Annotated in this window: 18 protein-coding genes; 6 read left to right on the plus strand and 12 right to left on the minus strand. The window is 64.8% G+C overall.

Going from position 1 to position 23,843, the window contains the following annotated elements:
• The 3 genes from VGM61_RS17440 to VGM61_RS17450 form a co-directional block, all read left to right on the plus strand.
• Positions 1–1,528, plus strand: a 1,528-nt coding sequence (locus VGM61_RS17440; RefSeq protein ID WP_331524159.1) for a CocE/NonD family hydrolase, incomplete at its 5' end; no start/stop codon positions are given.
• 4 nt (positions 1,529–1,532) lie between these two features.
• The gene (locus tag VGM61_RS17445; protein WP_331524160.1) at positions 1,533–2,714 is read left to right on the plus strand and encodes an FAD-dependent oxidoreductase; all 1,182 of its coding nucleotides are present in this window, start codon (positions 1,533–1,535) and stop codon (positions 2,712–2,714) included.
• A gap of 4 nt (positions 2,715–2,718) precedes the next feature.
• Complete coding sequence (locus tag VGM61_RS17450) at positions 2,719–3,345, plus strand: DNA-3-methyladenine glycosylase (protein ID WP_331524161.1); 627 nt, start codon at positions 2,719–2,721, stop codon at positions 3,343–3,345.
• A 10-nt stretch (positions 3,346–3,355) separates the two neighbouring features.
• Here the strand turns inward: VGM61_RS17450 and VGM61_RS17455 are convergent, their stop codons facing one another.
• Entirely contained in the window at positions 3,356–3,835 is a 480-nt protein-coding gene (locus VGM61_RS17455) for a nuclear transport factor 2 family protein (protein ID WP_331524162.1), read from the minus strand.
• 9 nt (positions 3,836–3,844) lie between these two features.
• On the minus strand, positions 3,845–4,324 hold the full coding sequence (locus VGM61_RS17460) for a nuclear transport factor 2 family protein (protein ID WP_331524163.1): 480 nt from the start codon (positions 4,322–4,324) through the stop codon (positions 3,845–3,847).
• A 206-nt stretch (positions 4,325–4,530) separates the two neighbouring features.
• On the opposite strand from VGM61_RS17460, the gene VGM61_RS17465 reads away from it, so the two are divergent.
• Positions 4,531–6,537, plus strand: coding sequence for an OPT family oligopeptide transporter (locus VGM61_RS17465; protein WP_331524164.1), 2,007 nt, complete (start codon positions 4,531–4,533; stop codon positions 6,535–6,537).
• On the opposite strand, the gene VGM61_RS17470 is transcribed toward VGM61_RS17465, so the two are convergent.
• From VGM61_RS17470 to VGM61_RS17510, 9 genes are all read right to left on the minus strand, one after another.
• Positions 6,534–7,691, minus strand: a complete 1,158-nt coding sequence (locus VGM61_RS17470; RefSeq protein ID WP_331524165.1) for a CoA transferase — start codon at positions 7,689–7,691, stop codon at positions 6,534–6,536. The two genes, VGM61_RS17465 and VGM61_RS17470, sit on opposite strands and share 4 nt — an antisense overlap.
• Before the next feature lie 109 nt (positions 7,692–7,800).
• Entirely contained in the window at positions 7,801–9,624 is a 1,824-nt protein-coding gene (locus VGM61_RS17475; protein WP_331524166.1) for a beta-L-arabinofuranosidase domain-containing protein, read from the minus strand.
• A complete protein-coding gene (locus VGM61_RS17480; protein WP_331524168.1) occupies positions 9,621–11,813 on the minus strand; it encodes a formylglycine-generating enzyme family protein in 2,193 nt (730 codons plus the stop codon). The genes VGM61_RS17475 and VGM61_RS17480 overlap by 4 nt, the downstream gene beginning before the upstream one ends.
• The gene (locus VGM61_RS17485) at positions 11,810–12,760 is read right to left on the minus strand and encodes a ribokinase (RefSeq protein WP_331524169.1); all 951 of its coding nucleotides are present in this window, start codon (positions 12,758–12,760) and stop codon (positions 11,810–11,812) included. Before VGM61_RS17485 ends, VGM61_RS17480 begins: the two co-directional genes overlap by 4 nt.
• Positions 12,757–14,001: a serine hydrolase domain-containing protein gene (locus tag VGM61_RS17490; RefSeq protein ID WP_331524170.1), complete on the minus strand. Its 1,245-nt coding sequence runs from the start codon at positions 13,999–14,001 to the stop codon at positions 12,757–12,759. The genes VGM61_RS17485 and VGM61_RS17490 overlap by 4 nt, the downstream gene beginning before the upstream one ends.
• Positions 14,002–14,006: 5 nt before the next feature.
• Positions 14,007–16,262 carry a TonB-dependent receptor gene (locus VGM61_RS17495; protein WP_331524171.1) on the minus strand — a complete coding sequence of 752 codons (2,256 nt, stop codon included), beginning with the start codon at positions 16,260–16,262 and terminating at the stop codon, positions 14,007–14,009.
• A gap of 154 nt (positions 16,263–16,416) precedes the next feature.
• The gene (locus tag VGM61_RS17500; RefSeq protein ID WP_331524172.1) at positions 16,417–17,295 is read right to left on the minus strand and encodes a LysR family transcriptional regulator; all 879 of its coding nucleotides are present in this window, start codon (positions 17,293–17,295) and stop codon (positions 16,417–16,419) included.
• Positions 17,296–17,346: 51 nt separating this feature from the next.
• Complete coding sequence (locus VGM61_RS17505) at positions 17,347–19,767, minus strand: sodium:solute symporter (protein ID WP_331524173.1); 2,421 nt, start codon at positions 19,765–19,767, stop codon at positions 17,347–17,349.
• Entirely contained in the window at positions 19,764–20,612 is an 849-nt protein-coding gene (locus VGM61_RS17510) for a CoA ester lyase (protein ID WP_331524175.1), read from the minus strand. Before VGM61_RS17510 ends, VGM61_RS17505 begins: the two co-directional genes overlap by 4 nt.
• 113 nt (positions 20,613–20,725) lie before the next feature.
• On the opposite strand from VGM61_RS17510, the gene VGM61_RS17515 reads away from it, so the two are divergent.
• Positions 20,726–21,280, plus strand: a complete 555-nt coding sequence (locus VGM61_RS17515; protein WP_331524176.1) for a GNAT family protein — start codon at positions 20,726–20,728, stop codon at positions 21,278–21,280.
• A gap of 53 nt (positions 21,281–21,333) precedes the next feature.
• Positions 21,334–22,632, plus strand: coding sequence for an Nramp family divalent metal transporter (locus VGM61_RS17520; protein WP_331524177.1), 1,299 nt, complete (start codon positions 21,334–21,336; stop codon positions 22,630–22,632).
• 1 nt (position 22,633) lies between these two features.
• Here VGM61_RS17520 and VGM61_RS17525 read toward each other — a convergent pair whose 3' ends face one another.
• Positions 22,634–23,797 (minus strand): MFS transporter, encoded by a 1,164-nt coding sequence (locus tag VGM61_RS17525; protein WP_331524178.1) that lies wholly within the window; start codon positions 23,795–23,797, stop codon positions 22,634–22,636.
• Positions 23,798–23,843: the final 46 nt, after the last annotated feature.

Raw genomic sequence — 23,843 nt, forward strand, 5'->3', positions numbered from 1 at the left:
CATTTCGTGGATGGCGGAACAGCCATGGTCCAACACCAAGGTGGGCACCATCGGATGCTCGTCGACGGCCGAATGGCAGTTGGGCGTGGCGGCGCAGGGGAATCCGTCATACGCGGCCATGATCCCGCAGGGCTTCGGCGCGGGCGTGGGGCGGGTGAGTCCTTATTGGGAACAGGGCAACTGGTACCGCGGCGGCGCGGTGCAGATGCTGTTCATCGCCTGGCTCTACGGCGAGCAGAACCAGGTGCGGCCGATGTTCCCCAAGGACGCCACCCAGGCTGAGTTGATCAATGCCTCGCGCATGTTCGATCTCGCCCCGCAGATGCCCCCGGTAGATTGGGACAAAGCCTTCTGGCACCTGCCCGAGAACGACATCATCGCCGCGGTGGACGGCCCCAAGGGCATCTTCGCCGACAAGATGCCGGTGCCCACGGGCGGCAACATGATCGCCCGCGCACCGAACGATCCGGTCTGGCGCAAGGGTGGCCTGTGGAACGAGGACATGCCGATCAAGCGGCCGGGCCTTTGGTTCATGAGCTGGTTCGATGTGTCGGTATCGCCCAACCTTGCTGCCTTCAACCATGTACGCAAGACCGCGCCGAAAGACGTTGCCGACCAGCAATACGCCGTGATCGCCCCGGTGCTGCATTGCGCCTATACCCGCGCCACCGAGCACACCATGGTGGGCGACCTGGACATGGGTGACGCCCGCTACGACTACATGAAGCTGATGATGGGCTTCTTCGACAAGTTCCTGAAGGGTGACGGCAAGGGCGGCATCGACCAGGCCAAGGTCACCTATTACGTGATGGGCGAGAACAAGTGGAAGACGTCCGATACCTGGCCGCCTGCCGGCGCCACCACGCAGACGCTTTATTTCACCAGCGGGGGCAAAGCCAACACGCTGTACGGTGACGGCAAGCTCACCACGGCACCTGCTGGCGAGGACAACCCCGACCGGTTCATCTACGACCCGGCCAACCCCGTGCCCACGTTCGGCGGCGGCGGCTGTTGCCAGGGCAATGCGGTGAAGTTCGGCTCGTTCGACCAGACCTCGCACGAAGTGCGCAACGATGTGCTGGTGTACGACTCGGAGCCCTTCAAGGAAGGCAAGGAAGTGTCAGGCCCGATCACGGTGACGCTGTATGTATCGTCCAGCGCCAAGGATACCGACTTCACCTTCAAGGTGATCGACGTGCACCCGGACGGCAAGGCCTTCAACATCACCGAGAACATCCAGCGCATGCGCTATCGCAATGGCTATGACAAGCCGCTGGCCTGGATGAAGCCCGACGAAGTGACCAAGGTAACCTTCCAGCCGATCGACACCAGCAATTACTTCGGTGCCGGACACAAGCTGCGCGTGGAGGTTTCCAGCAGCAATTTCCCCCGCTTCGACCGCAACCTCAACACCGGCGGCAACAACTACGACGAGGCCAAGGGCGTGATCGCGCGCAACGCCGTCCACCACGACGCCGGGCATCCGTCTTCGATTACCCTGACGGTTGTACCGCGCAACGGTGGCTGAGCCCATGCTGCATAACCGAAGGCAATTCCTGCGCCAGGGAGCGGCCGTGGCGGCCATGGTGTCCGCAGCCACCCTGCCCGGCTGCGTGGTACAGGGGCCCAGGCGCGGCGGCGCGACCCCCGCGGCGCTGATGGGCTCGGGTGTCCCGACGCTCGCGCCGGTCAAGGCCAGCCCCGACCGCATTACCGGCGTCTACGTATGCACGCGGCCGTTCCGCGCCGCCGGTCCGCGCATCGAGCTTGAGAAGATCGGCCCCAAGGCCGTGGTGCACAACTACGGGCATGGTGGCAGCGGCTGGTCACTGTCATGGGGCTCAGGTGCACTGGCGCTGGAACTGGCCATGCAGACCGGCGCCCGCGAACTGGGCGTGATCGGCTGTGGCGCGCTTGGCCTGACTACCGCGATCCTTGCCCAGCGCGCCGGCCTGCCCGTGACGATCTACGCCAAACAGTTGCCGCCGGATGTGTTGTCCATGCGCGCCTCGGGCCTGTGGACGCCGGATTCGCGCATCTGCGATGCCGCTCACGCACCGGCGCTGGCCGATCGCTGGGAAGCCATGGCGCGTACGTCGTGGCGAAACTACCAGTCGATGCTGGGCCTGCCTGGCAACCCGATCCAGTGGATCGAGGGCTATTCGCTGTCGGACTACCCCCGTGGCCACGAACCGCCAGATCCCGTGAACGACGAGCCGGATTACGGCAAATTCCACCAACGCGTGGCCGACCTCACACCGCATTCGGTGGACCTGCCACCGGGAAGCCTTCCGTTCAAACAGCACTACACACGCCGCTATACCACGCTGATGTTCAACATCGGCACGTACGCGCACATGCTGGTGACCGATTTCCTCACCGCCGGTGGAAAGATCCAGGTGCGTGAGTTCCATCACCCCAGCGAGCTGGTGGCCCTGCCCGAGGCAACGCTGGTCAACGCCACCGGCTACGGCGCGCGGGCGCTGTTCGGCGACGAATCCATCATCCCCGTCCGTGGCCAGACGGCTCGCCTGATTCCGCAGCCGGAAGTTACCTACGGACTGAACACGCCACACCTGAGCATGGTGCCGCGAAGCGACGGCCTGATGGTGCAGGTACTGGACGATCATGGGCAGTTCAACAACGCCGATACCACGCCGGTGCGGGCGGTATCCGAGGAAGCCGTACGCTCGTTGGCCAGCCTGTTCGCTTAACGCCATGGGCGCCATCAACACGACAGGTCCGCGCGTTCGATGGCCCGGCAAACGCCTTGACCGATCGTTCTTCGCGCGCCCTGCGCCGGAGGTGGCGCCGGATCTGCTGCACATGGTGCTGGCCTCGCGCGATGGGCGCGCCGGACGCATCGTGGAGGTCGAAGCCTATGTCGGTGCCGTCGACCCCGCAGCGCATACCTTCCGTGGCAAGACGGCACGCAACGCCACCATGTTCGGCCCGCCAGGACACATGTATGTGTACTTCACCTATGGCATGCATTGGTGCTGCAACTGCGTGTGCGATCTCCAGGGCCAGGGCTCTGGGGTGTTGATCCGTGCACTGGAACCGTTGCATGGGATCGAACTGATGCGCGCGGCGCGCCCTGGCGCCAAGACCGACCGCGACCTCTGCCGCGGCCCGGCGCGACTTACCCAGGCCATGGGCATCACCGGGGTACAGGATGGCGTGGACCTGGTGCGTGGCTCGCAGGGTTTTGCCGTCGTGGACGATGGCGCGCCAGCACCGGCGGCCATCGTCGCAGGACCACGCATCGGCATTAGCGCGGGGCTGGAATTTCCGTGGCGCTTCCATGCCGCCGGAAGCCGTTACGTGTCGGGACCTGTGCGTTGACGGCCAACGCCTAGAACATGCCGTTGCCATTGGCGCTGCGTTCGGGGATTTCCTGCAACGTCTCCCAGTGCTCAACGATCTTGCCGGCGTCGAAGCGATAGATGTTGAACAGCGCCATGCCCCTAGAATCCGGCGTCACGCGGAGATGGGCCATGACCGTCACCATGTCGTCCTCGGCCAGGATGTGCTTGATCTCGTAGCTGATCTGCGGCGTATCTTTGACGATTTCGGCGATGGCGATAGCCAGGCCAGCTTTGCCGTCGGCAACGTCCGGGGCGTGCTGGATGTATTCAGGCCCGAGGAAGCGCTTGGCCAATTCGACGTCGCGCGCGGTAAAGATGGCATGGTAGAGATTGCGCGCTGCCTGCTTGTTCGCCTCCTCCGATGCGGTATTAAGCACGACCGCCCGTGAAGGCTCGGCGGCGCTACCCAAGGGGATGGCCAGTAGGAGGACCATGGCCGCGCGGCGGATGCTGGTAGAGAAATTCATGGTTGGCTCCTAGATCAGGCCGTTGGCATTGAGGCTGGTGGCCGGGATCGGGTTGCCCGCAACCCAGTGCTCGGCGATTTTGCCGCCCACTACGCGATACATATGAACCTGCACGTCGCCGCGCTCCCACGGATTGAGCCGCTGCAGGACATGGATGGTGACCAGGCCACCGGACGATATGGCCCGCCGGACCTCGGACGAATAACGCGGATAGGCAGACCGCAGGCTTGCATGGAATTTGGCAAAGCCGGCCACACCATCTTCCACGGCCGGGTCGTGCTGGATGAAGCTGGCCGAAAGATACTTATGGGCCTCCCTCAGGTCCAGGCAAGCGAACGCTGCCTCGTGGAAATCCAGGACGAGCGTCTTGTCGGAATCGTAGCTCACCGTTTCGGTGGCTGAGGACATCGCGTCCGAAGCCGTGGCCACGCTGGCAAAAGTGAGCAGCCCGGCCGCAAGACCGTACCGGAGGAACGGGTTTGATTGCATGGGTGACACTCCGTGTCGAAGGGCGATCATCATTCGCCACGGCGCCCTGGCGAATCAATGTCAGTCTGCAGGCATGGCCTGTCGGCTTAACCTCCGGCTGGTCCGAGGCTTCACCTATGTGACTGTCAAGGGATAAGCCAGCGCTGGCGAGCAAGCGAGGCGATGGTTTACGCTCGGCGGATGATTCAAAAGGGGAAAACGCGCCAATGACACAGCCAGCCGTCCTGCAGGACCACCGTACCGAGCTCACCATCCGCGGCCTGGTACTGGGCGTGGTGATCACCTTGGTCTTCACCGCCGCCAACGTGTTCTTCGGCTTGAAGGCAGGCCTGACCTTCGCCACCTCGATCCCAGCAGCGGTGATCTCCATGGCGGTGCTGCGCGCGGTGCGCGGGGCGACCATCCAGGAAAACAACATCGTGCAGACGGTGGCTTCGGCCGCCGGCACGCTGTCATCGATCATCTTCGTCCTCCCCGGGTTGATCATGGTGGGCTGGTGGACGGGCTTCCCCTACTGGACGTCGTTCGCCATCTGCGCCCTGGGCGGCATCCTGGGCGTGATGTATTCCATCCCGTTGCGCCGTGCATTGGTTACCAACTCCGATCTTCCTTATCCCGAAGGCGTGGCGTGCGCGGAAGTACTGAAAGTTGGTGGTGCGCACGATGAATCCAGCGGCCAGACCACAGCCGAAGCGGCTGAATCGAGCAGCGCGGGCCTGAAGGCGGTGGTCGTGGGCTCGGTGGTGTCCGCGGCCTTCGCGGTGGTCGTGGGTACGCAGATCTTCGCCAGCGACATCGCGCGCACCTTCGCCATCGGCCGCAAGGGAGCGCTCAGCGGTTTCGATTTCTCGCTGTCGTTCGCCCTGTTCGCCGTGGGTCACCTTGTGGGCCTGTGGGTGGGCCTGGCCATGCTGGTGGGCTTCCTGATCGCCTGGGGCGGCATCGTGCCGTGGTTCACCAGCGGCCACGAGGTGGTGGGCAGCATCGCCGACACCGCACAGGCGGTGTGGACGCACAAGGTGCGCTTCATGGGCGCAGGCGTGATCGGCGTAGCGGCCATATGGACCCTCGCCAAGCTGGTGAAACCGGTGGTGAGCGGGCTGACGGCGGCAGCCGCCGCCGCGCGCATTCGCAAGGCCGGCCAGGCGGCCAGCCTGCCGCGCACCGAACGCGATATTCCCATCCACATCGTGGGCATCATTTCGGTAGTGTGCCTGTTGCCGGTCATCTGGCTGCTTTACGACTTCAGCGCGGTAGGCACGCTGGCCAGCCACGCGTGGCTGCTAGCCATCAGCGGCCTGGTGTACATCGTGGTGATGAGCTTCTTCGTCTCGGCCGTGTGCGGCTACATGGCGGGCCTGATCGGCTCGTCGAACAGCCCGCTCTCGGGCGTGGGTATCCTGGTCGTGATCGGCGCGGCGGTGTTGCTGGTGTTCGGCGTGAAGCCGTTGCTGGGCGTCGATGCCGGCAAGGCCCTGGTGGCCTTCGCCCTGTTCGCCACGGCCGTCGTGTTCGCCGTGGCGACCATCGCCAACAACAACCTGCAGGATCTGAAAACCGGTCAATTGGTGGACGCCACGCCATGGCGCCAGCAGGTGGCACTGATCGTCGGCGTGCTGGCCGGCGCGGCGGTGATCCCGCCGGTGCTGGACCTGTTGAACCAGGCCTACGGTTTCGCTGGCGCCCCGGGTGTCGATGCCGCCAAAGCATTGCCCGCCCCGCAGGCAGCCTTGATCTCCGCACTGGCCCAGGGCGTGATCGAAGGAAACCTGGATTGGTCTCTGCTCGGCCAGGGCGCCCTGATCGGCGTGGCCCTCATCATCATCGATGCCTTCCTTCGCCGCACCTCCTCGGCCAGCCTGCCGCCGCTGGCCGTGGGCCTGGGAATCTACCTGCCCAGTTCCACCACGCTGATGATCGTGGTCGGCGCAGTGGTGGGTTGGTGGTTCGATCGCCGCGCCGACCGCGGCCCGCGCCCGGAACCGACCAAGCAGCTGGGAGTCTTGCTGGCCTCGGGCATGATCGTCGGCGAAAGCCTGATAGGCGTGGCCCTGGCTGCGCTGGTGGTGTTCTCCGGCAAAGGCACGCCGCTGGCGCTGGTGGGCGAGGGCTTCGGCACCGCCGCCCTGTGGATCGGCGGCATCGCGTTCGCGGCGGTGATCACCGCGATGTACCTGTGGATTTCCCGTCTGGCCAGGCGCCAGGCCGCCTAATCCAGCTCGCTGTTGTGCTGCCCCAATACTGGGGCAGCGAACGGCTCGGGCCCCGGAGTGCGGCCGAATTTCACCGGATGGGTGACGCCGCGGTATTTCCCCACGACGGGATGCTCGAAGGTGGCCACCAGGCCCTCGGCCGCCACCTGCGGGTGGTCGAACATGTCCTCGATGCGCCGCGCCGCGGCGCTGGGCACGTCGTCGCCGAAGATCGATTCCCATTCCAAGGCGGTGCGCGTGGCCAGCGCTGCGTGCAGCTCCGGCACGATCTGGGCGTGGTGTTCAGCACGCTTGCGCACGGTGTCGAAGCGTTCGTCGTGATGCAGGGTGAGTCCCGTACGTTCACACAGCGCCTTCCAGAAACGCGGCGTATTGGCGGAGATGTAGATGTAGCCTTCGCGCGTGGGATGGATGCCGGTAACACCGCCCGAGCGCATGTCCCGGCCGATGTCCAGCGATTCGCCTTCCGCCCAGATCATCCGCGCCGACTGCATGGTGAGCGCACTGCGCAGCAACGACACGCCGACGAACTGGCCCAGCCCACTGCGTTCGCGTTCGTACAATGCCGAAGAAACACCCGCGGCCAGCAGTGCGGCGGCATAGTAATCCACTACCGAACCATAGATCACTTCCGGCGGTCCGCCACGCTTGCCCTGCAGCGCGCACATGCCGGTCATGGTTTGCAGCACCTGGTCATAGCCGGCCTTGTCGCGCATCGGGCCGTCTTCGCCATAGCCGGTGACGGCGCAGTAGATCAGGCGTGGATTCACCATGTTCAGGCGTTCGTGGTCGATGCCCAGGCGCGCGGGCACGCTCGGCCGGAAGTTGTGCACCAGTACGTCGGCATCGCGCACCAGGCGCAGAAGTGCTGCGTGGTCTTCAGCGCGCTTGAGGTCCAGGACGACGCCGCGCTTGCTGCGGTTCACGCCCAGGAACGCGCGACTCTCGGCCGCAAGCGTGGATGGATACTGGCGCAGGTTGTCGCCGGCCGGCGGTTCGATCTTGATGACATCGGCGCCCTGGTCGGCCAATAGCGTGCAGCCATACGGCCCGGCGATGTATGCCGACAGATCCAGCACCCGCACACCCGCCAAAGGACCAGCCTGCGTGCGTGGTACGTGTTGCCTGGGTGATTCCTTGCGCTGCTCGTTCATCCGGTTCGCCGACCCTTGTACCGAAGTCACTTTGCATGAGCCTGCCGGGGTTAAAAAGCAGGCCGGGATATGTTCTTAAGCCACAAATTCTTGTGTAACGAAGGCATCCTCATGAATCTTGCGTGGGCGGCGCCAGGGGCAGCCAGGTCAGGCGCCATGCACCGTCGGCGCGGCCGCCGGCCGCGAAGTACGGGGTGAAGGCCAATGGCTCTCGGTAACCCAGATCCATGGTCACTCGCGGCGGATCGGCATCGTGCCTCAGCCATGTGCCGCCCTCGCCGGCCGGCAAGCGCACCGATTCGCTCGACTTGAAGCCGTCGATCAACGCCGTGGCATAGACGAGTGCGCCTTGGGTCACAGCCACGAAGGCGTCTCTCAGCACTTCCTGGCGCACGGGGCTGCCGTCGGGAGCCAGCGACTCCTGCACGTTGCGGTTGATCCGGCGGTGCACCACCGGCTGCGCCGGAAAGCGGGCAAGGATCTCATCGCCGTCGTGCCATTCGCGTTCGAGGTTGGCATAGGTTCCCGCGACGACGGCCACTTCGACGGGATCGCCGTTTATGTGCATGGTGGGATCGATGACCCAGGACGGCACTCGCACGCGAACGGTGAACCTCGCCGCACCATGCAGCGACACGCGGATGCGAACGTCGCCCGAGTACGGGTACATGGTGATGGATTCAAGGCGCACGCCACCGGCGATCTCGAAGCCGGCCTCGCCTGGGCCGTGCACGTTGACGGCCAACGTGCGGTCGTCGACCTGGGTGAAGGCAATGCCGGGAAGTTCTTCCAGTGCCATGGCGCCGCTGGATTTGCAGCAGCGCCAGTAAGTTGTATGCACGCGGCGGCCATTGGGAAACACGTAGTAGCACCAGTCCTCGCCATCGGACGCCTGCGCCGCCAACAGATCGTTGTAAGCGGATTTTTCGATTTCCTCCGCGTACTTCGCGTCGTGGGTGATCTGCAGCAACTCGCGATTGAGCTGGATCCACGCCAAGGTGGAACAGGTTTCCACGTATCCCTGGGGGCTGAACACGCCAGGCGGGTTGAAGCATTCGCGTGAGCGATGCGCCACGCCGCCCCATGGGCCGCCGCCGAGGGTGAGGTGGTGGTCGCGGATGCTCTGCCAGAGCATTTCCACCGCCGTGAGCAGTTCCGTGTCGCCGGTCGCGCGGTACAGCTTGGCGATGCCTACGAGGTTCCACGCAAGCTGGTAGGCCTTGCCGGTGGCGATGAAGGCGGCGTCGGTGCCTGCCAGCGCCTTCGGCAGCAGGGCGAGCTCGCGATGCTCATTGGCCTGGCGCAGCACCACCCGGGCAAGCTTGAGGAAGGCATCGTCGTGCGTGGCGAAGTACAACGCCACGGCCGGGTCCAGCAGCACGGTGGCGGACATGCCGTGGTGGTTGCCCAGGTCCGTGATGTCGATCCCGCCGCCCTCGAGCGTGTTCAAACACAGCACGCCGATGCGACGGGCAGCCTCCAGGCAAACGGGCGCATCGAATTGCTGGTGAACCTCCAGCAGCCCCAGCACCAGGTAGGCATGGGTCCAGATATCCCAGGTGCGTACGCTGGGCGCACCATCCCAGGTGACGGGCTTGGGTGGTTGCGGCTGCATGAACCGGCGATCGACCGCGTAAGTGCCCAGATAGCCGTCCGCTTCCTGCGTGCTTACCAGGAACTGTGCTACTCGCAATACGCGCGCCCGCAATGCCGCATCGCGGCTACGGGCGGCGGCACGGGCGGCGGCGACAAGCCATTTGCCGGCGTGCTCGCCGTACCAGTCGCCCTCGCGGTTCAGTTCGCGCTGCGACGGTGCGAACAGCACGATGGCAGGGCTGTGCTCGTCGACGATGAAATGCGAAAGACGGCCATGCAGGTTGGCGTCCAGGGCATCACCGAGCACGCCGCCCAGCCGCGTGCCGGGTACGCTCATTTCAACGCTCCAGTCATTGCGGCGTCCAACACGCAGCGGAAACCCACGCAACCGGAGCGGTCCTTGCACGGCGCCATCAGCAGGTACTTGCCGTGCTGGTCCAGCCGGTGAGTCTGCGGGAAATACCAGTGCGACGTCTGTGGCAGATAGCTGCCGCCCCCACGCAACACCGCGGCACGCGTGTGCTCGTCGAGGAATTCATCGGTCCACTGCCAGACATTGCCGACAAGGTCGAGCACGCCAAAGGGACTGGCACCCTCAGGATGGGCATCGACATCGTCGGGCGCACGCAGCGTGCGGCCGCGGTTCGTGGCAGGCACCCTCGATGCGTCGGCCTCATTACCCCAGGGATAATGACGGCCATCGGTGCCCTGGGCCGCGTACTGCCATTCCCATTCGCGTGGCAGGCGTTTGCCGGCCCAGGCGGCATAAGCGCGAGCATCCTCAATGCCTACCCAAATGACAGGTTTATTTTCCTCTCCCTTGACGGGCGCACCCTGCCGCCAGTGCCGAAGGAAGTTGTGCGGGTCGGCGGGTTTCCAGCCGCTGTCGTCGAGGAAGGCCTTGAACTGCGCGTTGGTCACCGGCGTGCGGTCGATGAAAAAGGCGGGGATCTCGATGCGGTGGCGGTGGTTGCGCCGCGCGCTCGATTCCCACGGGTACTGCACGTCGTTGCCCTCCCATGATTGCCCCTCGATCTCGATGCCGCCGACGACAAAGTCGAAGGTGGCCTCCGGGATCGGCAGCATGCCTTCAGGTGCCTCGCTCGCGCCCGCCGTTGGCGGGTTATCGACGATGTATTGCGGCTGGGACCGCCATTGGCTGGAAAGCGATCCCAGGCGGGTCGCCGCATGCCGCTTCATGGTGGCGAGGAAAGCGTCCAGCCCGTCGATCACGGTACCAGGCGCGATCGCCAGTACCGCGCCGAAGCCTTTCCCTTCCATGGGGAAGGCAAGCACGGCCCGGTTGCCCTGCAGCCGCGGCTCCAGCGCCACGCCGTGCCATGCATCCAGATAGTGCACTCCTTCACGATGGGGAAGCGATAGCTGCTCGCCGTCGATGTCGTGCTCGTTGCGATTGACGACCGTCCACAGCGTGTAACCATCGGCCGGGAACCGGCTGGCGAAGATGCCTGCCTGCAGGGTGCGCTCGTACGGTCGGAAGTCCATGCTGGTCATGGCCGGCGCGAACTGGCGCTCGATGGTGGCAACGCGGCGAAGCGTTTCGGCATCGCGCGGGGTGAATCCGTTCCAGATGCCCCAGATATTTTCCCAGGCGTTGTAGCCGATGCCGTTGAAGAAGATGTACTGCAGGTCGTGGTTGCGGTCGCGCCCCCAGCGGTTCTCGTAGTTGATCATGTGCCGCGGCTCGAGCCACTTGAACTTGGCCACCGGTGGCACCGGCTCGTTGGGCGCCTTCTTGCCCCAACTCTGCACGTTCCAGATCAGCTGCTCCTCGGCGCTGATAGTGGATTCGGGCTGCAGCACCACGGGATGGCCCACCGCGTCGCAGGCATCGAAGAAGGCCCGCGGCACGCCGTTGTAGGTATCGCCGTTGATGCCATCGGCGCCGGTGGCGGCTACCAGTTCCGCCATCGCCTGCCAGTCGCTGACACCGAGTTCACGCGTGCCGTTGTCCCACGGCATGGTGGGCAGGAATACGCGCACGCCGCGGCGATGGAAATCATCCACGGCGCCACGCAGGCCCTCGATGCCCCCGGGCAGGTCGTGGGCAAGGTCGATCTTGTTGCGATCGTCGATGCCGATGTTGGGATAGACGAACCACACCAGCACGCTGTCGATGCCGCCGAAGCGTTGCTTCAGGTCATCGAGGTAGCGATCCACCGTGTAACGTCCGGCCACCGGATCGTAGAAGTAGCGGTCTTCCACCATCATCTGCGTGTGGACGAAGTTGCGCTGGGCCCACTGCAATTCCGCACGGCGGTAGTTGCTGTCGTCGTAGCCGATGCGGGTCAGGTGCTCACGCCGCCAGTCACGCAGTTCGCGCACCCAGTCGTCCACGCTGCCGTCGACATCCATCTTCCAGTGGCCGATCTCGGCGAAGGGCCAGCCGGGCGCCTTCCCTGGTGTGGGCAGGTAGCGGCCGGTGGTGACGTGGGAGAACTTGAACTCCGTTCGTACCGGGGCTTCGTCGTCGGATGGATCGCCAGGGGCAGTGGGTTGTGTCATGTCTGGATGTCTTGGGCTACGAGCGCGGCTGAAAGAGGGGCGAGCGGTGGCGGCGCTGAAAGGAAGCGGTCGACCTCATCATGCGCGGGTACGCCGGCCTGCGCACCCAGCCGTGTACAGGCCAGGGCCGAAGCGGCGGTCGCGCGTTGCAGTGCCGTGTCGAAAGGAAGCCGATGCGAGAGCGCCGCCACCAGGGTGCCGCAAAAAGTATCACCTGCCCCCGTGGTATCGACCGCGTCCACGGCAAAACCCGGCTGCACGATGACGTCGCCATGCACGAGGGCGCGGCAACCACGGGCACCCAGCGTCACCACCACCATGGCCACGCCGAGACGGCGCATACGGTTGTCAAGGTCGCCTTCCGGGCCCGCCAGCAAGGCGAGTTCGCCCTCGTTGACGATGAGAATATCCACCGCTTCGAGAAAATCCGCGGGAAGCGCAGCTGCCGGGGCGGCGTTCAGCACCACCGTTACACCCGCCTCGTGGGCAGCCGCGGCCCAAGCCGATACCACTGCCAGCGGCGTCTCCAGCTGCAGCAGGAGGTGGCTCACGCCGGCCAGCGGAGGCAGGTGTTCCGGCCGCAGCGTCGTGTTGGCACCGGGTGCCACGGTGATGGCGTTCTCGGCCGAGTCGGCAAGGCATACGAAGGCCACGCCGGTGGGTTCGTTCTTCGCCCTGAGAATATCCATGCGCACGCCGGCCGCGCGCAACGATGCCTCGATCGGGTCGGCAAACGCATCGTTACCCAACGCCAGCAGCATGCGTGTGGCAGCGCCGCCGGCGCGGGCCGCGGCCACCGCCTGGTTGGCACCCTTGCCGCCGGGGAACGTGGCCATGTCGCGGCCCAGGATGGTCTGGCCCGGCGCCGGCACGTGCGCGGCGCGCACGACGAAATCCAGGTTGGCGGAGCCTGCAACCAGCACGGTGCCGCACGATGGGTCATTCATGGCATGGCCTGGTACACCAGGTTGTAGAAATTCCGACTGATGCGCGGTAGGTCGTGTTTTGCATCGTCGCGCGGCAGGTGCTGCAGGAAAAGAACGGCGACCAGGTGTTCCTTCGGATCGATGGTGTAGTAAGTGGATGCCGCACCCGTCCATCCGTACTGGCCGTCCGAACCCAGTTGCCCGCGGCGCGCGGCGTCGATCACCACCGAGCCGCCGATACCGAAGCCTTCGGCCGGGCTGAATTGCGTGACTGGCGGATCGAGCATGCCCAGGTGGTTTCGCATCATCAGCTGCACCGTCTTGCGGCCGAGCAGGGTATGGCCATCCACGGTGCCGCCATCAAGCAGCATGCGGGCGAACCGCGCATAGTCGCCCACGGTGGAATAAAGGCCACCGGCGCCGCTGTCGTAGCGATTGAGCGGCTCACCCGGATGCTTCGCGCTGGGGCCATCGGCGATGCGCAGGTGGCCGTCGTCGCCCATGGTGGTGATGTCCACCACGCGCACCCGTTGTGCGGGCGGCACGCGGAAGCCAGTATCGACCATGCCCAGCGGCCGGAAAATCCGGCTTTCCAGGAACTGCGCGAAAGGCTGGCCCGAGGCCACCTCCACCACGCGGGCGATCAGTTCCAGCGAAGCGCCGTCATAGCCAAAGCGCGTGCCAGGGTCGGCCGCCAGGTCCACGCGGCTCATGCGCGCGGCGAAATCCCGAAGATCCGCGGCGCCGTGTGGGTCGATGCGCTCCATGGCTTTCACGGCCTCATCGTCGCCTTCCACGCCGGCAGGGTAGCCTGCGGTATGGGTCAGGAGGTCGTGCAAGGTCACCACGCGCGAGGCAGGCCGCCGCTTGCCATCATGGAGCACGTAAGGGTGGTCGAAGCCCGGCAGGTACCGGGAAAGAGGATCCTCAAGGCTTACCTTGCCCTCCTCCACCAGCATCATCAACGCCACCGACGTCACCGTCTTGGTCATCGAGTAGATGCGGAAGATCGAGTCCGGCGTCATCGATACGCGGCGGGCGAGATCACGATACCCATAGGCCTTCACGTCGACGACGGATTCGCGGTGCATCACCAGGGTCACGCCTCCGAGATAACCGTCGGCGGCCGTGGCCTTGTCCATGAAGGCATGCAGGCGGCCGAGCCGTTCAGGCGACCACGCCGGCGCGTCGGCCGACCACGCCGGCGCACCCAGCGCCAAGATACAAAGCGCGCACCACCACGCGGTCCATGCGCGCTTCATTCCGGCTAGAACGTGATGCTGTAGGAGAGCGACGTTACCCTGCCGCGGCCCGCCCAGTAGTTCTGGTACCCGGCCAGCTGCGACCAGCTCAGGATGTACTGCTTGTTCAGAAGGTTCTCCACGCCCAGCGATACCTTGCCGTAGTTTTCCAGATCGTAGTTCACGCCAAGGTCCCACAGGGTATAGCCGTGCGTGCGCTCGGAGTAACTGAAATCCTCGCCGTCGTAGGCGCGCACATCGTGGCCGGACACATGCCGGCCGAACAACGAGGTGGCGCCGAGCGTTGCATCGCCGTGCGGCATGAAGTTCCACGTCACCGAATAGGCGAGCTTGTCCGGGTTGATGTCCAGCACACCAAGCGGCTTCTTGAGCTTGCCCGAACCATAGGCGCCGGCGGGATCTTCCGACCAGAAGGAGGTTTTACCGGTGATGTGCGAGTACAGCGCCGTGACCTTCCAGTAGTCGTTGAATTTCCAGTCGGCGGTAACTTCGGTGCCCTCGATACGCACCGGGGCGCGAGAGAGGATGAAATCCGATGTATGCGGATCGATCGCCAGCGACGACCCGAAAGGCGATTTCGAGATGTAGTGCGTGGCCCCGAAAGACGCCTGCTCGCCCCGCCAGTTGAAGCCGACTTCGTTGTTCTTGTAGATGATGGCATCCAGATCGCTGATCCGGTCCACCGACTGCCCGGGCACATTGATGTTGCGCAGCGGGATGCCGATGTTGGGCAGGGTGAAGCCTTCGCTATAGGACGCGAAGATCGACCACTCGTCGGTGACGCGCCAGATGCCGCCAATGTTCTTCAGGTTTTCCTTGTACTTCACCCCGCCGCCCTGCACGAATACCCGGTTGCGGTAATACGTGGTGGTGTAGCTGTCGACGGTAAGCTTGTCGTCTTCGCGGCGGTAACCGCCGCTGATGGTGATCGGCCCGATGTCATAGGAGATCTGCGCATAGGGCGCCGTGCTCTTGTACTTCATCGGCGGCACCCACAGCCGGTCGGTCAGCGCCAGGCGTTGCTGTGCCTCGTCGCGGGCCAGGTCTACGCCCACGTGCAGTTCAAGGCCGGTCAGGAACAGGTCCGGCCGCGTCCATGAGGTGCGCAGGCCCTTCTTGTGCGCGACGATCTCGGACTGGTCGAACAGGGTGTTCAGCGGGGCGATCAACGGATCCTGCTTGTCCTCGGTGTTCTCCGGCAGGTAACGCATGGCCTGGTCCGCCTTGTAGGCGTTGATGTCCAGCGAACCGCCAAACAGGCTCTTGTTGGTGTACTCGGCGTTGTATTGCTTGAAGTCGTTGAAGGCGTCCTTCGAGCCGAAGATCTGGCCTTTTTCCGAGGTGTTGGTCCTGGGCGTGGCACACGGCGGATCGTCGGTGGGGCCGCGGCAGCCCAGCACCTGGATGTAATCGCCCTTGCCGTTGATCTTGAAGCGGCTATAGCTGGCCTGCAGACGCTGGTCGTTATCCTCGCCGAAATTCCAGCCGACCTTGCCGAACAGGTTGTTGGAGGTCGAATCGGCCAGCGAGCCTGAGGTATTCAAGCCGATGCGGCGGCCATTGCCGTCGTAGGTGATGCCTCGGTCGATGTGCGAACCGGACAGCAGCACGTCGTAGGCAGCTTCCTTGCGCGCAAAGGTGATGCCTGTCTTCCAGCCGCCACTGCCGTCATGGCCTTGCGTCTGGTAACGCGTGGAAAGGGTAGTCTCGTTGCCTTCCTTGGTGGGCACCTTGGAGATGTAGTTGATGATGCCGCCGGCGGCGCCGATGCCTTCGGAGGCGGAGGGACCGTTGATCACCTCCACGCGGCCGACAATGCCCATGTCGGTGAAGGTGCCGTTGCGGGTACCTTCGCGCAGTGGCGAGCCCTGGGGTACGCCGTCGAACAGGCGCAGCGGGATCCGGCCGCGGAGCGTCTCGCCGGTATTGCTCATGGCCTGGGACGATTCCGCGTAGCCCGGCACCGAACGCGCCAGCACGGCGGTGGCGTCCTCGGTGACCAGCAGCGTATGGGCGATCTCCTCCTTGTTCACCACGGTGATGGCGCCGGGAATTTCGTCGATCGCCTTGGGCGTGCGGGTACCGGTGACGATCACCTGGTCGAGGTTCACCACTTTGCCGTTCTTGTCCTGCGCCTCTTTCTTCGCAGGTACCGGAGCGCTGCTGTCGGCCGGCGGCGTGGTGTCCTGTGCGAAGGCGGTGCCCGTGGCAAGGGCAGCAAACAGTATGCCGCTGATGGCGGTGGTAAGTGGCTTGGTCATGGCGTGTGACGCTCTCCCCGGCGTGCGCACAACGTGAATTATTGCTGGCGAGCCTAGGGCGTTCGCATGCATCGTCAAACCGATGCGAACTATGTTCAGAGACTAGTTTTTGTTGCTACCGATGCGCCGGAACATGTTGCTTTGCAACATGTTTTCACCCAGCGACGGCCGTCACCCTGCGGCCTTCCTGCAGCAACACCGACACCAGCCGCACGCGCACGCTCGAGCGCGACCACACGATGCCGATGCGCCGTGGCACGGCCGGATGCGGCAGCGCGATGCGCACCAGGTTCAAGCCCTCGGGCCAGGGCTTTGCCCAGTCGGGCACCAGCGATACGCCCAGGCCCCTGTCGACCATTACCGCGATGGCGTTGAGCGCGTTCAACTCGAACCGTTCGCGCGGCACGATGCCGTGTTCCCGGAGGTAGTCGTCGGCCTGGCGGCCACCCCACTGGTTGCGGTCGTAGCGGATCAGGGGTTCACTGGAGAGGAGTTCGTGTGGATCACGGCCTTCCATCGAGCGTGGCGCGAGCACGATCAGCGGTTCCTCACGCAACAGCTGCCACTGGCAGGTCTTGGGCAGTGGAAATGGTGCCTGCAGCACCACCGCGGCATCAAGATCGCCAGCTTCCACCGCGCGGTAGAGGTCCACCGAATAGCCCGGCTTGATGAACACGTTTATGCCCGGGAATGTTTCGACCATGCGCGCCAGGACATCCGGCAGCATGCCGGCCAGTGCCGTCGGGCATGCGCCCAGGCGCAGCTCGCCCGACACGCCGGTTTCGTTGGCCACGCTGCGCAGGTCCGCCACGCTGCGCAGGAGGTCGCGTGACCGCTCCAGGATGCGTGATCCTTCCTCGGTGACGCTTACCGTGCGGCCCACGCGTGCGATCAGGGTGGCGCCGATTTCCCGCTCCAGGGTACGTATCTGCTGCGCCACCGCGGCGGGTGTGATGTTCAGTATGCGCGCCGCAGCCGCCATCGACCCATGGTCGACCGTGGTGATGAAGGTATTGAGGAACTGGGTATCCAACGATATCGGCCTTGGTGGGCATGCTGCCCATGGTAGGGCACGGGCGTCCCGCTAGTGATGCTCGGGACCGTCACGGTAGATGGTGAGCCCACGCAGAGATTGGGCGGGTGGCGGGAAGAACAGGCTTGCCACGTAGCCTATGACGATGCACAGGAATATCGAGATGGCCAGGTAAAAGTAGGGGTGGACCAGCCTGAAGACCCAGGCCACGAAGGTCAGCGAGATGCTGCCCACCACGCCGATGGCAACTCCAGGTGCGTTGGCCCGGCGGGTGAACATGCCCAGCGTGTACGCCCCGGCGAAGCCGCCGCCCAACAGGCCCGCCAACTCGATGGAAACGTCGAACAGCGAATGCACGTCGAAGCGGCTGAGCACCAGGGCCAGGCCAATGCCCACCAACCCCACCGCTACCGTGGTGAGCTCGGCGAACAGCACGCTCTGACGCGGCGTGGGGTTCTTCACCAGCTTGTCGAAGAAATCCACCGACACAAGCGTCGCTACCGAATTCATGATGCCCGACAACGTGGCCATGGCCGCGGCGAAGATGCCGGCGATGATCAGGCCCGTCACGCCCATCGGCAGTTCCGCTGCGATGAACAGCGGGAACGTGGCATCGATCGGCAGCAGCGGATTCATCCGTTCCGGATGCGCCTTGTAGAACACGAACAGCGCCGTGCCGATCATGTAGAAGACGAAACCGCCAGGGATCATCATCGCGGCGAAAGCCCAGATCGACCGCCCGGCCTCCTTGTCCGATTTGGTCGACAAAGTGCGCTGCATCAGCACCTGGTCCTTGGGGAAGGTCAGCACCACGTCGAACAGCACCAGGAACATGAAACCCCAGACCGTGGCCTTGGTCAGGTCGAAGCTGAAGTCGAACAGGTGCATCTTGTGTTCGGCCATCGCGGTAGACCAGAACTGCCCCACGCCGCCATGCAGGCTCCAGATAATGAAGCCGATGGCGAATATCGCCCCGCCCATCTTCACGATCACCTGCACGAAATCGGTCCAGATCACCGCCTTCATGCCGCCCATGGCGGTGTAGATGATGGTGAAGCCGCCCATCAGGATCACGCTCCACGTGGTGCTGATGCCGGTGATGGTGGCGATGGCCAGCGCCGGCAGGAACAGGATCACGCTCATGCGGCTGCCCAGCTGGGTAAGGATGCACAGCGCACTGGCGATCATGCGGATGGCCGGGTGGAAGCGCGTTTCCAGGTACGAGAACACGCTCATGAGATCCAGCCGGCGCAACAGCGGCACGATCCAGACGGCCACGAACATCAGGCCGAACACGGCGATGAGGTTGTTGGTGAGGTACTGCCAGTTGCTCTCGAAGGCCTTGGCCGGGATGGCGATGAAGCTGATGGAACTGGTGTTGGCGGCATACAGGCTCACCCCGGCCGCCCAGAACGGGATGCTGCGGCCACCGACGAAGAAGTTCGAGGTGGAGTTGCGTTTTTCCCGCAGGTAGAAATAAAGCCCGATGCCGATCATCGAAGCCAGGTAGACGACGATGACGATCCAGTCCAGCCATTTCAGCAGCAGCTTGCTTCCCTGGAACTGGGCAGTGGTGACGGCCGTACGGCCATCCGCGGCGCTGGCCCAGGCGATACCGTCGTGCCAGGGCATCACCGCCAGCGGCGCGGATGGCAGGTCGTTGCCCTTCACTTTCGTCCACGAACTGGTGATGGTCTGGAAGGTGACCGGCGTGATGGGGGCAGCGCCTTTGGCGGGTGCTACCAGATACAGCACATGCGCCTGGCCGATGGGGCGCGGCGGCGGCAGCACGCGGCCAGGCAGGATGCCACGACGCGACCAACCGCCATCGTCGATGTACCGCCAGATCGCCTCGCCATCGCCCGACGGTGCCGTAACGAACAGCGCGCCGGTCTGCACCACCATGGAAGAGACGTTTGTGACCCCCGGCCATGCCGATACCGTCGACCACGCTGGACGGTCGGCAGAAGGATCGATACGGAAGATGCGCCATATTCCCTTCGCACCGCCGCCCACATAAATGGCGGTATCCGAGATGGCAGCCATGGCACCGTCGAGCGGCATGGGCAGTGCCGGCAGCGGTTGCACGGAAAGTCCGCCAGCCGGCGACAGTTGCAGTCGCGCCACGGTATCAACGTGGCCACCGCTACCCGACAACAGATAGCTGTTCTTGCCATCGCTTCCGATCCCGGCCATATCCGCCGGCACCATGGCGCGTGGCCAGGCCACGCTGCGCCACGCCGTGGCACCGTCATCCAGCGCCCAGGCGGCACCGCCGCCGATAGCCACCGCGGTGCCATCCACCGTGCCCATGCCCGTGGGCGTGGCCGTTACCGGAAGTGCCGGAAGCGCAGACGTACGCATCGGCGTCAACGCATCGCGTGCAGGGTCGGCGTTCGCCTGGCGTGCCACGGCCAAACATGTGATCGACGCCAGCAACACTGCCGTGGCCACCCGGCGCCAGACGGTCATCGGGTAGCAGCCACGATCGCCTCGGCTCGCTTCAGGAAGGGCAGGTCGATCATGCGGCCATCGACGGTGAAGGCGCCTCGTCCGGTTTCGCGGGCCTCGCGCGCCGCCGCCACTACACGCCGGGCGAAAGCCAGTTCTTCTGGCGATGGGGCGAAGGCAGCGTTGGCCAACGCCACCTGCCGCGGATGGATGCAACTCTTGCCGATGAAACCCATGCGTCTGGCCATGCCCGCCTCGGCCATGAAACCTTCCATATCGTCGATGTCGGCGAAGGCGCCGTCGACGGCGAAGATACCTGCTTCGGCCGCCGCCATGCGCATGGTGAACATGGCCGCATGCACATTGGCCATGTCCGCTCGATCGATGCGATGGGGTTCGAAGAGGTCGCCCAGGCCCAGTTGTAGCCCTGCCACCCGTGGATCGGCCATGGCGATGGCAGCGGCATGGGCCAGTGCGCGCGGCGTCTCGATATTCACCAGCAACCGGGTCGGTGTTGCCACGCCATGATGCCGCTCGACCGCTTCGATGGCCTCTACCGCCTGTCGCAGCGCAGTGACGGTTTCGATCTTGGGCAGGTTCAGCAGGCCCAGGCCATCACAGACCACGGCACGGATGTCGTCCGTGAAGTATTCGCCATCAGGGGAATTCACCCGCACGATGATCAGCTTCGCGGCCGCCCGGGCTTCGGCTGAGGCTACGAAAGCACTGACATGGGCCCGCGCCTGGGCTTTCATCGAATCCAGCACTGAATCTTCCAGGTCCAGCGACAGCGCGTCGGCCGGCCCGGCCAATGCCTTGGCGAAGAGTTCCGGCCGGCCGCCGGGAACGAACAACTTGCTACGCATACGCCCCTCGGGCCGTTGGCGACATCTTCATCGCGGCTGAGTGTGCGACAAGACACCATGCGGATCGAGCCGGTTTCGCATGTTCACTCGATAGTTTTTCTATACTCCGTGACATGGACAAAACCGCGGGCTCCATCATCCAGACCGCACGCCTGATCCTCGATCCCTTGCGCGAGGAAGACACGGCAACCGTGTTCGTTTATCGCAGCGATCCCGCCGTGAGCCAATACCAGGGATGGAAGCCGGCCAACGAGGCGGAAGTCGACCGGTTCATCGCCGACCAGCGGGCACGCGCGTTCGGTACGCCCGACAGCTGGTGCCAGCTGGCGATACGCGATCGCGAAACGGGTCGGTTGTTGGGCGACTTCGGCATACACTTCCCGCCTTCGCTTGACGACCCCATCGAGTTCGGCCTGTCGTTGCAGCCCGATGCGCAGGGCAACGGCTTCGCGCGCGAGGCCATGGAAGCGGCCATCGATCTTGCATTCGGCCCATGGGGCTACCGGCGCCTTGTGGCTTCAGTGGACCCGCGCAACAGCGCAAGCGTTGCGCTGTGCCGAGCGGTGGGCATGCGCCAGGAAGGCCACCACGTGGAGAGCTACCTTTTTCGCGGCGAATGGGTGGATGACGTGGTGTTCGCCCTTCTCGCACGCGAATGGCGGAAATGACCCTTTCACACGCCCCCCATTAACGTCAGGCCTTCGAAGGCAGGGCGAAGGCAATGCGTGACACGGTAGGGCACGGCACGAAGCACGACGAACTCATCCAGGCGGGCACCAAGCAGGGTCGCCGCCGCGGTATGGGCGGGCTCGTGCCCTTCGTAGGCCCCGCCATGGTGGTGTCGGTGGCGTACATCGACCCGGGCAACTTCGCCACCAACATCGAAGGTGGTGCGCGTTACGGCTACACCCTGCTGTGGGTAGTGCTGATGGCCAACATCGTGGCCATGCTGTTCCAGTCGCTCTCTGCGCGCCTTGGCATCGTCACCGGCAAGAACCTGGCCGAGCTTTGCCGCGCTCACTTCCCACGCCCACTGGTATGGGTGATGTGGGTGGTCAGTGAGCTGGCGGCCATGGCCACCGACCTTGCCGAATTCCTCGGTGGTGCGATCGGGCTATCGCTGCTGTTCCACATCCCACTGATGGCGGGCATGGTGGTAACGGGTGTGGCGACCTACGTGCTGCTGATGCTGGAGCAGCGCGGCTTCCGCCGGCTGGAGATCATTATCGGCAGCCTGGTGGGGGTGGTGGGTGTTTGTTACCTGCTGGAAGTATTCATTGCCCCCGTCGACTGGGCCGCGGCAGGCTTCGGGCTGGTAAGCCCGCGCCTTCCCGATGGCTTTGCGCTGACTATTGCCATGGCGATCATCGGCGCCACGGTGATGCCCCACGCGCTCTTCCTGCATTCGGAACTTACCGCGCGCCGCATGCCTCCGCGGGGCGACATCGAACGCCGCCGGCTGGTGAAGTATTCGGACATCGAAGTGGTCGTCGCGCTCGGCGTGGCCGGACTGATCAACATCGCCATGGTGCTGATGGCGGCCGCGGCCTTCCATCCCGGCCACGCGGACGTGGCGAAGATCGAAACCGCCTATCGCACCTTGTTGCCGCTGCTCGGTGGCGCGGCAGCGACGGTGTTCCTGGTGTCCCTGGTGGCGTCGGGGCTATCAAGCTCGGTCGTGGGCACACTGGCCGGCCAGATGATCATGCAGGGCTTCGTGGATTTCCGCATTCCCATCTGGGTACGGCGGCTGGCGACGATGCTGCCGGCTTTCGTGGTGGTGTGGATGGGCTTCGATGTCACTCGTGCGCTGGTGATGAGCCAGGTGGCATTGAGCGTGGCGTTGCCGGTGCCGATGGTGGCATTGCTATGGTTCTCCACCCGCCGCCAGTTGATGGGCCCTGCCTGTGGCAGGATTTTGCTGGCTGCCGCGATCCTTGCGGCAGTGGTGGTGCTGGCATTGAACGTGGCGCTGTTGCTCAATACGGCAGGTGTGCCGCTGCCGGGCATGAAGCCCTAGATCAGGCCACTACGGCCACGCGGCGGGCATGGTGGCGACCGAGCAGTACCAGTGCCAACCCGGAAGCTGCGAACACGGCGCCCATCATCGATACCGCAACGTAGCCCAGGCCTGCGGAGATCACCGCGCCTCCGGCGGCGGCGCCCAGGGCGTTGCCCAGGTTGAACGCGCCGATGTTTACCGAAGAAGCCAGGCCCGGTGCTTCATGCGCGGCCTGCATCACGCGCATTTGCACCGGCGGTACCACGGCGAAGGCGGCGGCGCCCCATAGCAGCATGGCGATGGTTGCGCCCACGTGGCTGCCCGCAAGCATGGGCAACGCGACCATCACCAGGGCCAGCGCGGTCAGGAAGGCGATCAGGCTACCGTCGAGGGAACGGTCGGCCAGCTTGCCGCCGATAGCGTTACCGATGGTGAAGCCGAGGCCGATCACCACCAGCATGGCAGTAATGAAGCCGGCGCTGGCGTGGGTGATGTTGGTTAGCACCGGCGCAATGTAGGTGTACACGCTGAACATCGCCGCCGAACCCAACACCGTGGTACCCAGCGCGCCCAATACCGCCGGACGTGTAAGCACCTTCAGCTCACTGCGCACATCCGGCATCTTGCCGGCCTCGCCTTTGGGCAAGGCCAGCGCCAGCGATGCCATCGCCAACACGCCCAGGCCCGCCGTGGCGGCAAAGGCCATGCGCCAGCCGATCGCCTGGCCCAGCCATGCCGCCGCGGGCACGCCGCCGACGTTGGCGATGGTCAGGCCCATGAACATGGTGGCCACTGCGCTTGCGCGTTTCTCGCGCGGCACCACGCTTGCGGCCACCACCGAGCCCAGGCCGAAGAAGGCGCCATGGTTCAGGCTGGTGACGATGCGCGATGCCAGCAGCCAGCCGTAACCGGGGGCCAGCGCGGACAACAGGTTGCCCACCGTGAAGATACCCATCAGCGCGATCAATGCCGTGCGCGCCCGCACCCGGCCCAGGGCCAGGGTCATCAACGGTGCGCCCACCATCACGCCGATGGCGTAGGCACTGACCAGCATGCCGGCCGTGGGAATGGATACGTGCACGCCATCGGCGATCACCGGCAACAGGCCCATCGGGGCGAATTCGGTGGTGCCGATACCGAACGCGCCGACGGCCAGCGCCAGCAGGGGCCAGTTGGTCTTCATGAAGTTCCCGCCAATGAATAAGGATGCTGCAGTGCAAGATGAAGCA

Source organism: Pinirhizobacter sp. (assembly GCF_036499745.1).
Classification (GTDB): domain Bacteria; phylum Pseudomonadota; class Gammaproteobacteria; order Xanthomonadales; family Rhodanobacteraceae; genus Pinirhizobacter.

What these genes read in the sequence shown, in the direction of transcription:
- VGM61_RS17515 (WP_331524176.1), top strand. Translation starts at nt 20,726, where the DNA reads ATGGACAAAACCGCGGGCTCCATCATCCAGACCGCACGCCTGATCCTC.
- VGM61_RS17520 (WP_331524177.1), top strand. Translation starts at nt 21,334, where the DNA reads ATGCGTGACACGGTAGGGCACGGCACGAAGCACGACGAACTCATCCAG.
- VGM61_RS17495 (WP_331524171.1), bottom strand. Translation starts at nt 16,262, where the DNA reads ATGACCAAGCCACTTACCACCGCCATCAGCGGCATACTGTTTGCTGCC.
- VGM61_RS17465 (WP_331524164.1), top strand. Translation starts at nt 4,531, where the DNA reads ATGACACAGCCAGCCGTCCTGCAGGACCACCGTACCGAGCTCACCATC.
- VGM61_RS17460 (WP_331524163.1), bottom strand. Translation starts at nt 4,324, where the DNA reads ATGCAATCAAACCCGTTCCTCCGGTACGGTCTTGCGGCCGGGCTGCTC.
- VGM61_RS17455 (WP_331524162.1), bottom strand. Translation starts at nt 3,835, where the DNA reads ATGAATTTCTCTACCAGCATCCGCCGCGCGGCCATGGTCCTCCTACTG.
- VGM61_RS17450 (WP_331524161.1), top strand. Translation starts at nt 2,719, where the DNA reads ATGGGCGCCATCAACACGACAGGTCCGCGCGTTCGATGGCCCGGCAAA.
- VGM61_RS17445 (WP_331524160.1), top strand. Translation starts at nt 1,533, where the DNA reads ATGCTGCATAACCGAAGGCAATTCCTGCGCCAGGGAGCGGCCGTGGCG.
- VGM61_RS17525 (WP_331524178.1), bottom strand. Translation starts at nt 23,797, where the DNA reads ATGAAGACCAACTGGCCCCTGCTGGCGCTGGCCGTCGGCGCGTTCGGT.
- VGM61_RS17480 (WP_331524168.1), bottom strand. Translation starts at nt 11,813, where the DNA reads ATGACACAACCCACTGCCCCTGGCGATCCATCCGACGACGAAGCCCCG.
- VGM61_RS17490 (WP_331524170.1), bottom strand. Translation starts at nt 14,001, where the DNA reads ATGAAGCGCGCATGGACCGCGTGGTGGTGCGCGCTTTGTATCTTGGCG.
- VGM61_RS17475 (WP_331524166.1), bottom strand. Translation starts at nt 9,624, where the DNA reads ATGAGCGTACCCGGCACGCGGCTGGGCGGCGTGCTCGGTGATGCCCTG.
- VGM61_RS17470 (WP_331524165.1), bottom strand. Translation starts at nt 7,691, where the DNA reads ATGAACGAGCAGCGCAAGGAATCACCCAGGCAACACGTACCACGCACG.
- VGM61_RS17510 (WP_331524175.1), bottom strand. Translation starts at nt 20,612, where the DNA reads ATGCGTAGCAAGTTGTTCGTTCCCGGCGGCCGGCCGGAACTCTTCGCC.
- VGM61_RS17505 (WP_331524173.1), bottom strand. Translation starts at nt 19,767, where the DNA reads ATGACCGTCTGGCGCCGGGTGGCCACGGCAGTGTTGCTGGCGTCGATC.
- VGM61_RS17485 (WP_331524169.1), bottom strand. Translation starts at nt 12,760, where the DNA reads ATGAATGACCCATCGTGCGGCACCGTGCTGGTTGCAGGCTCCGCCAAC.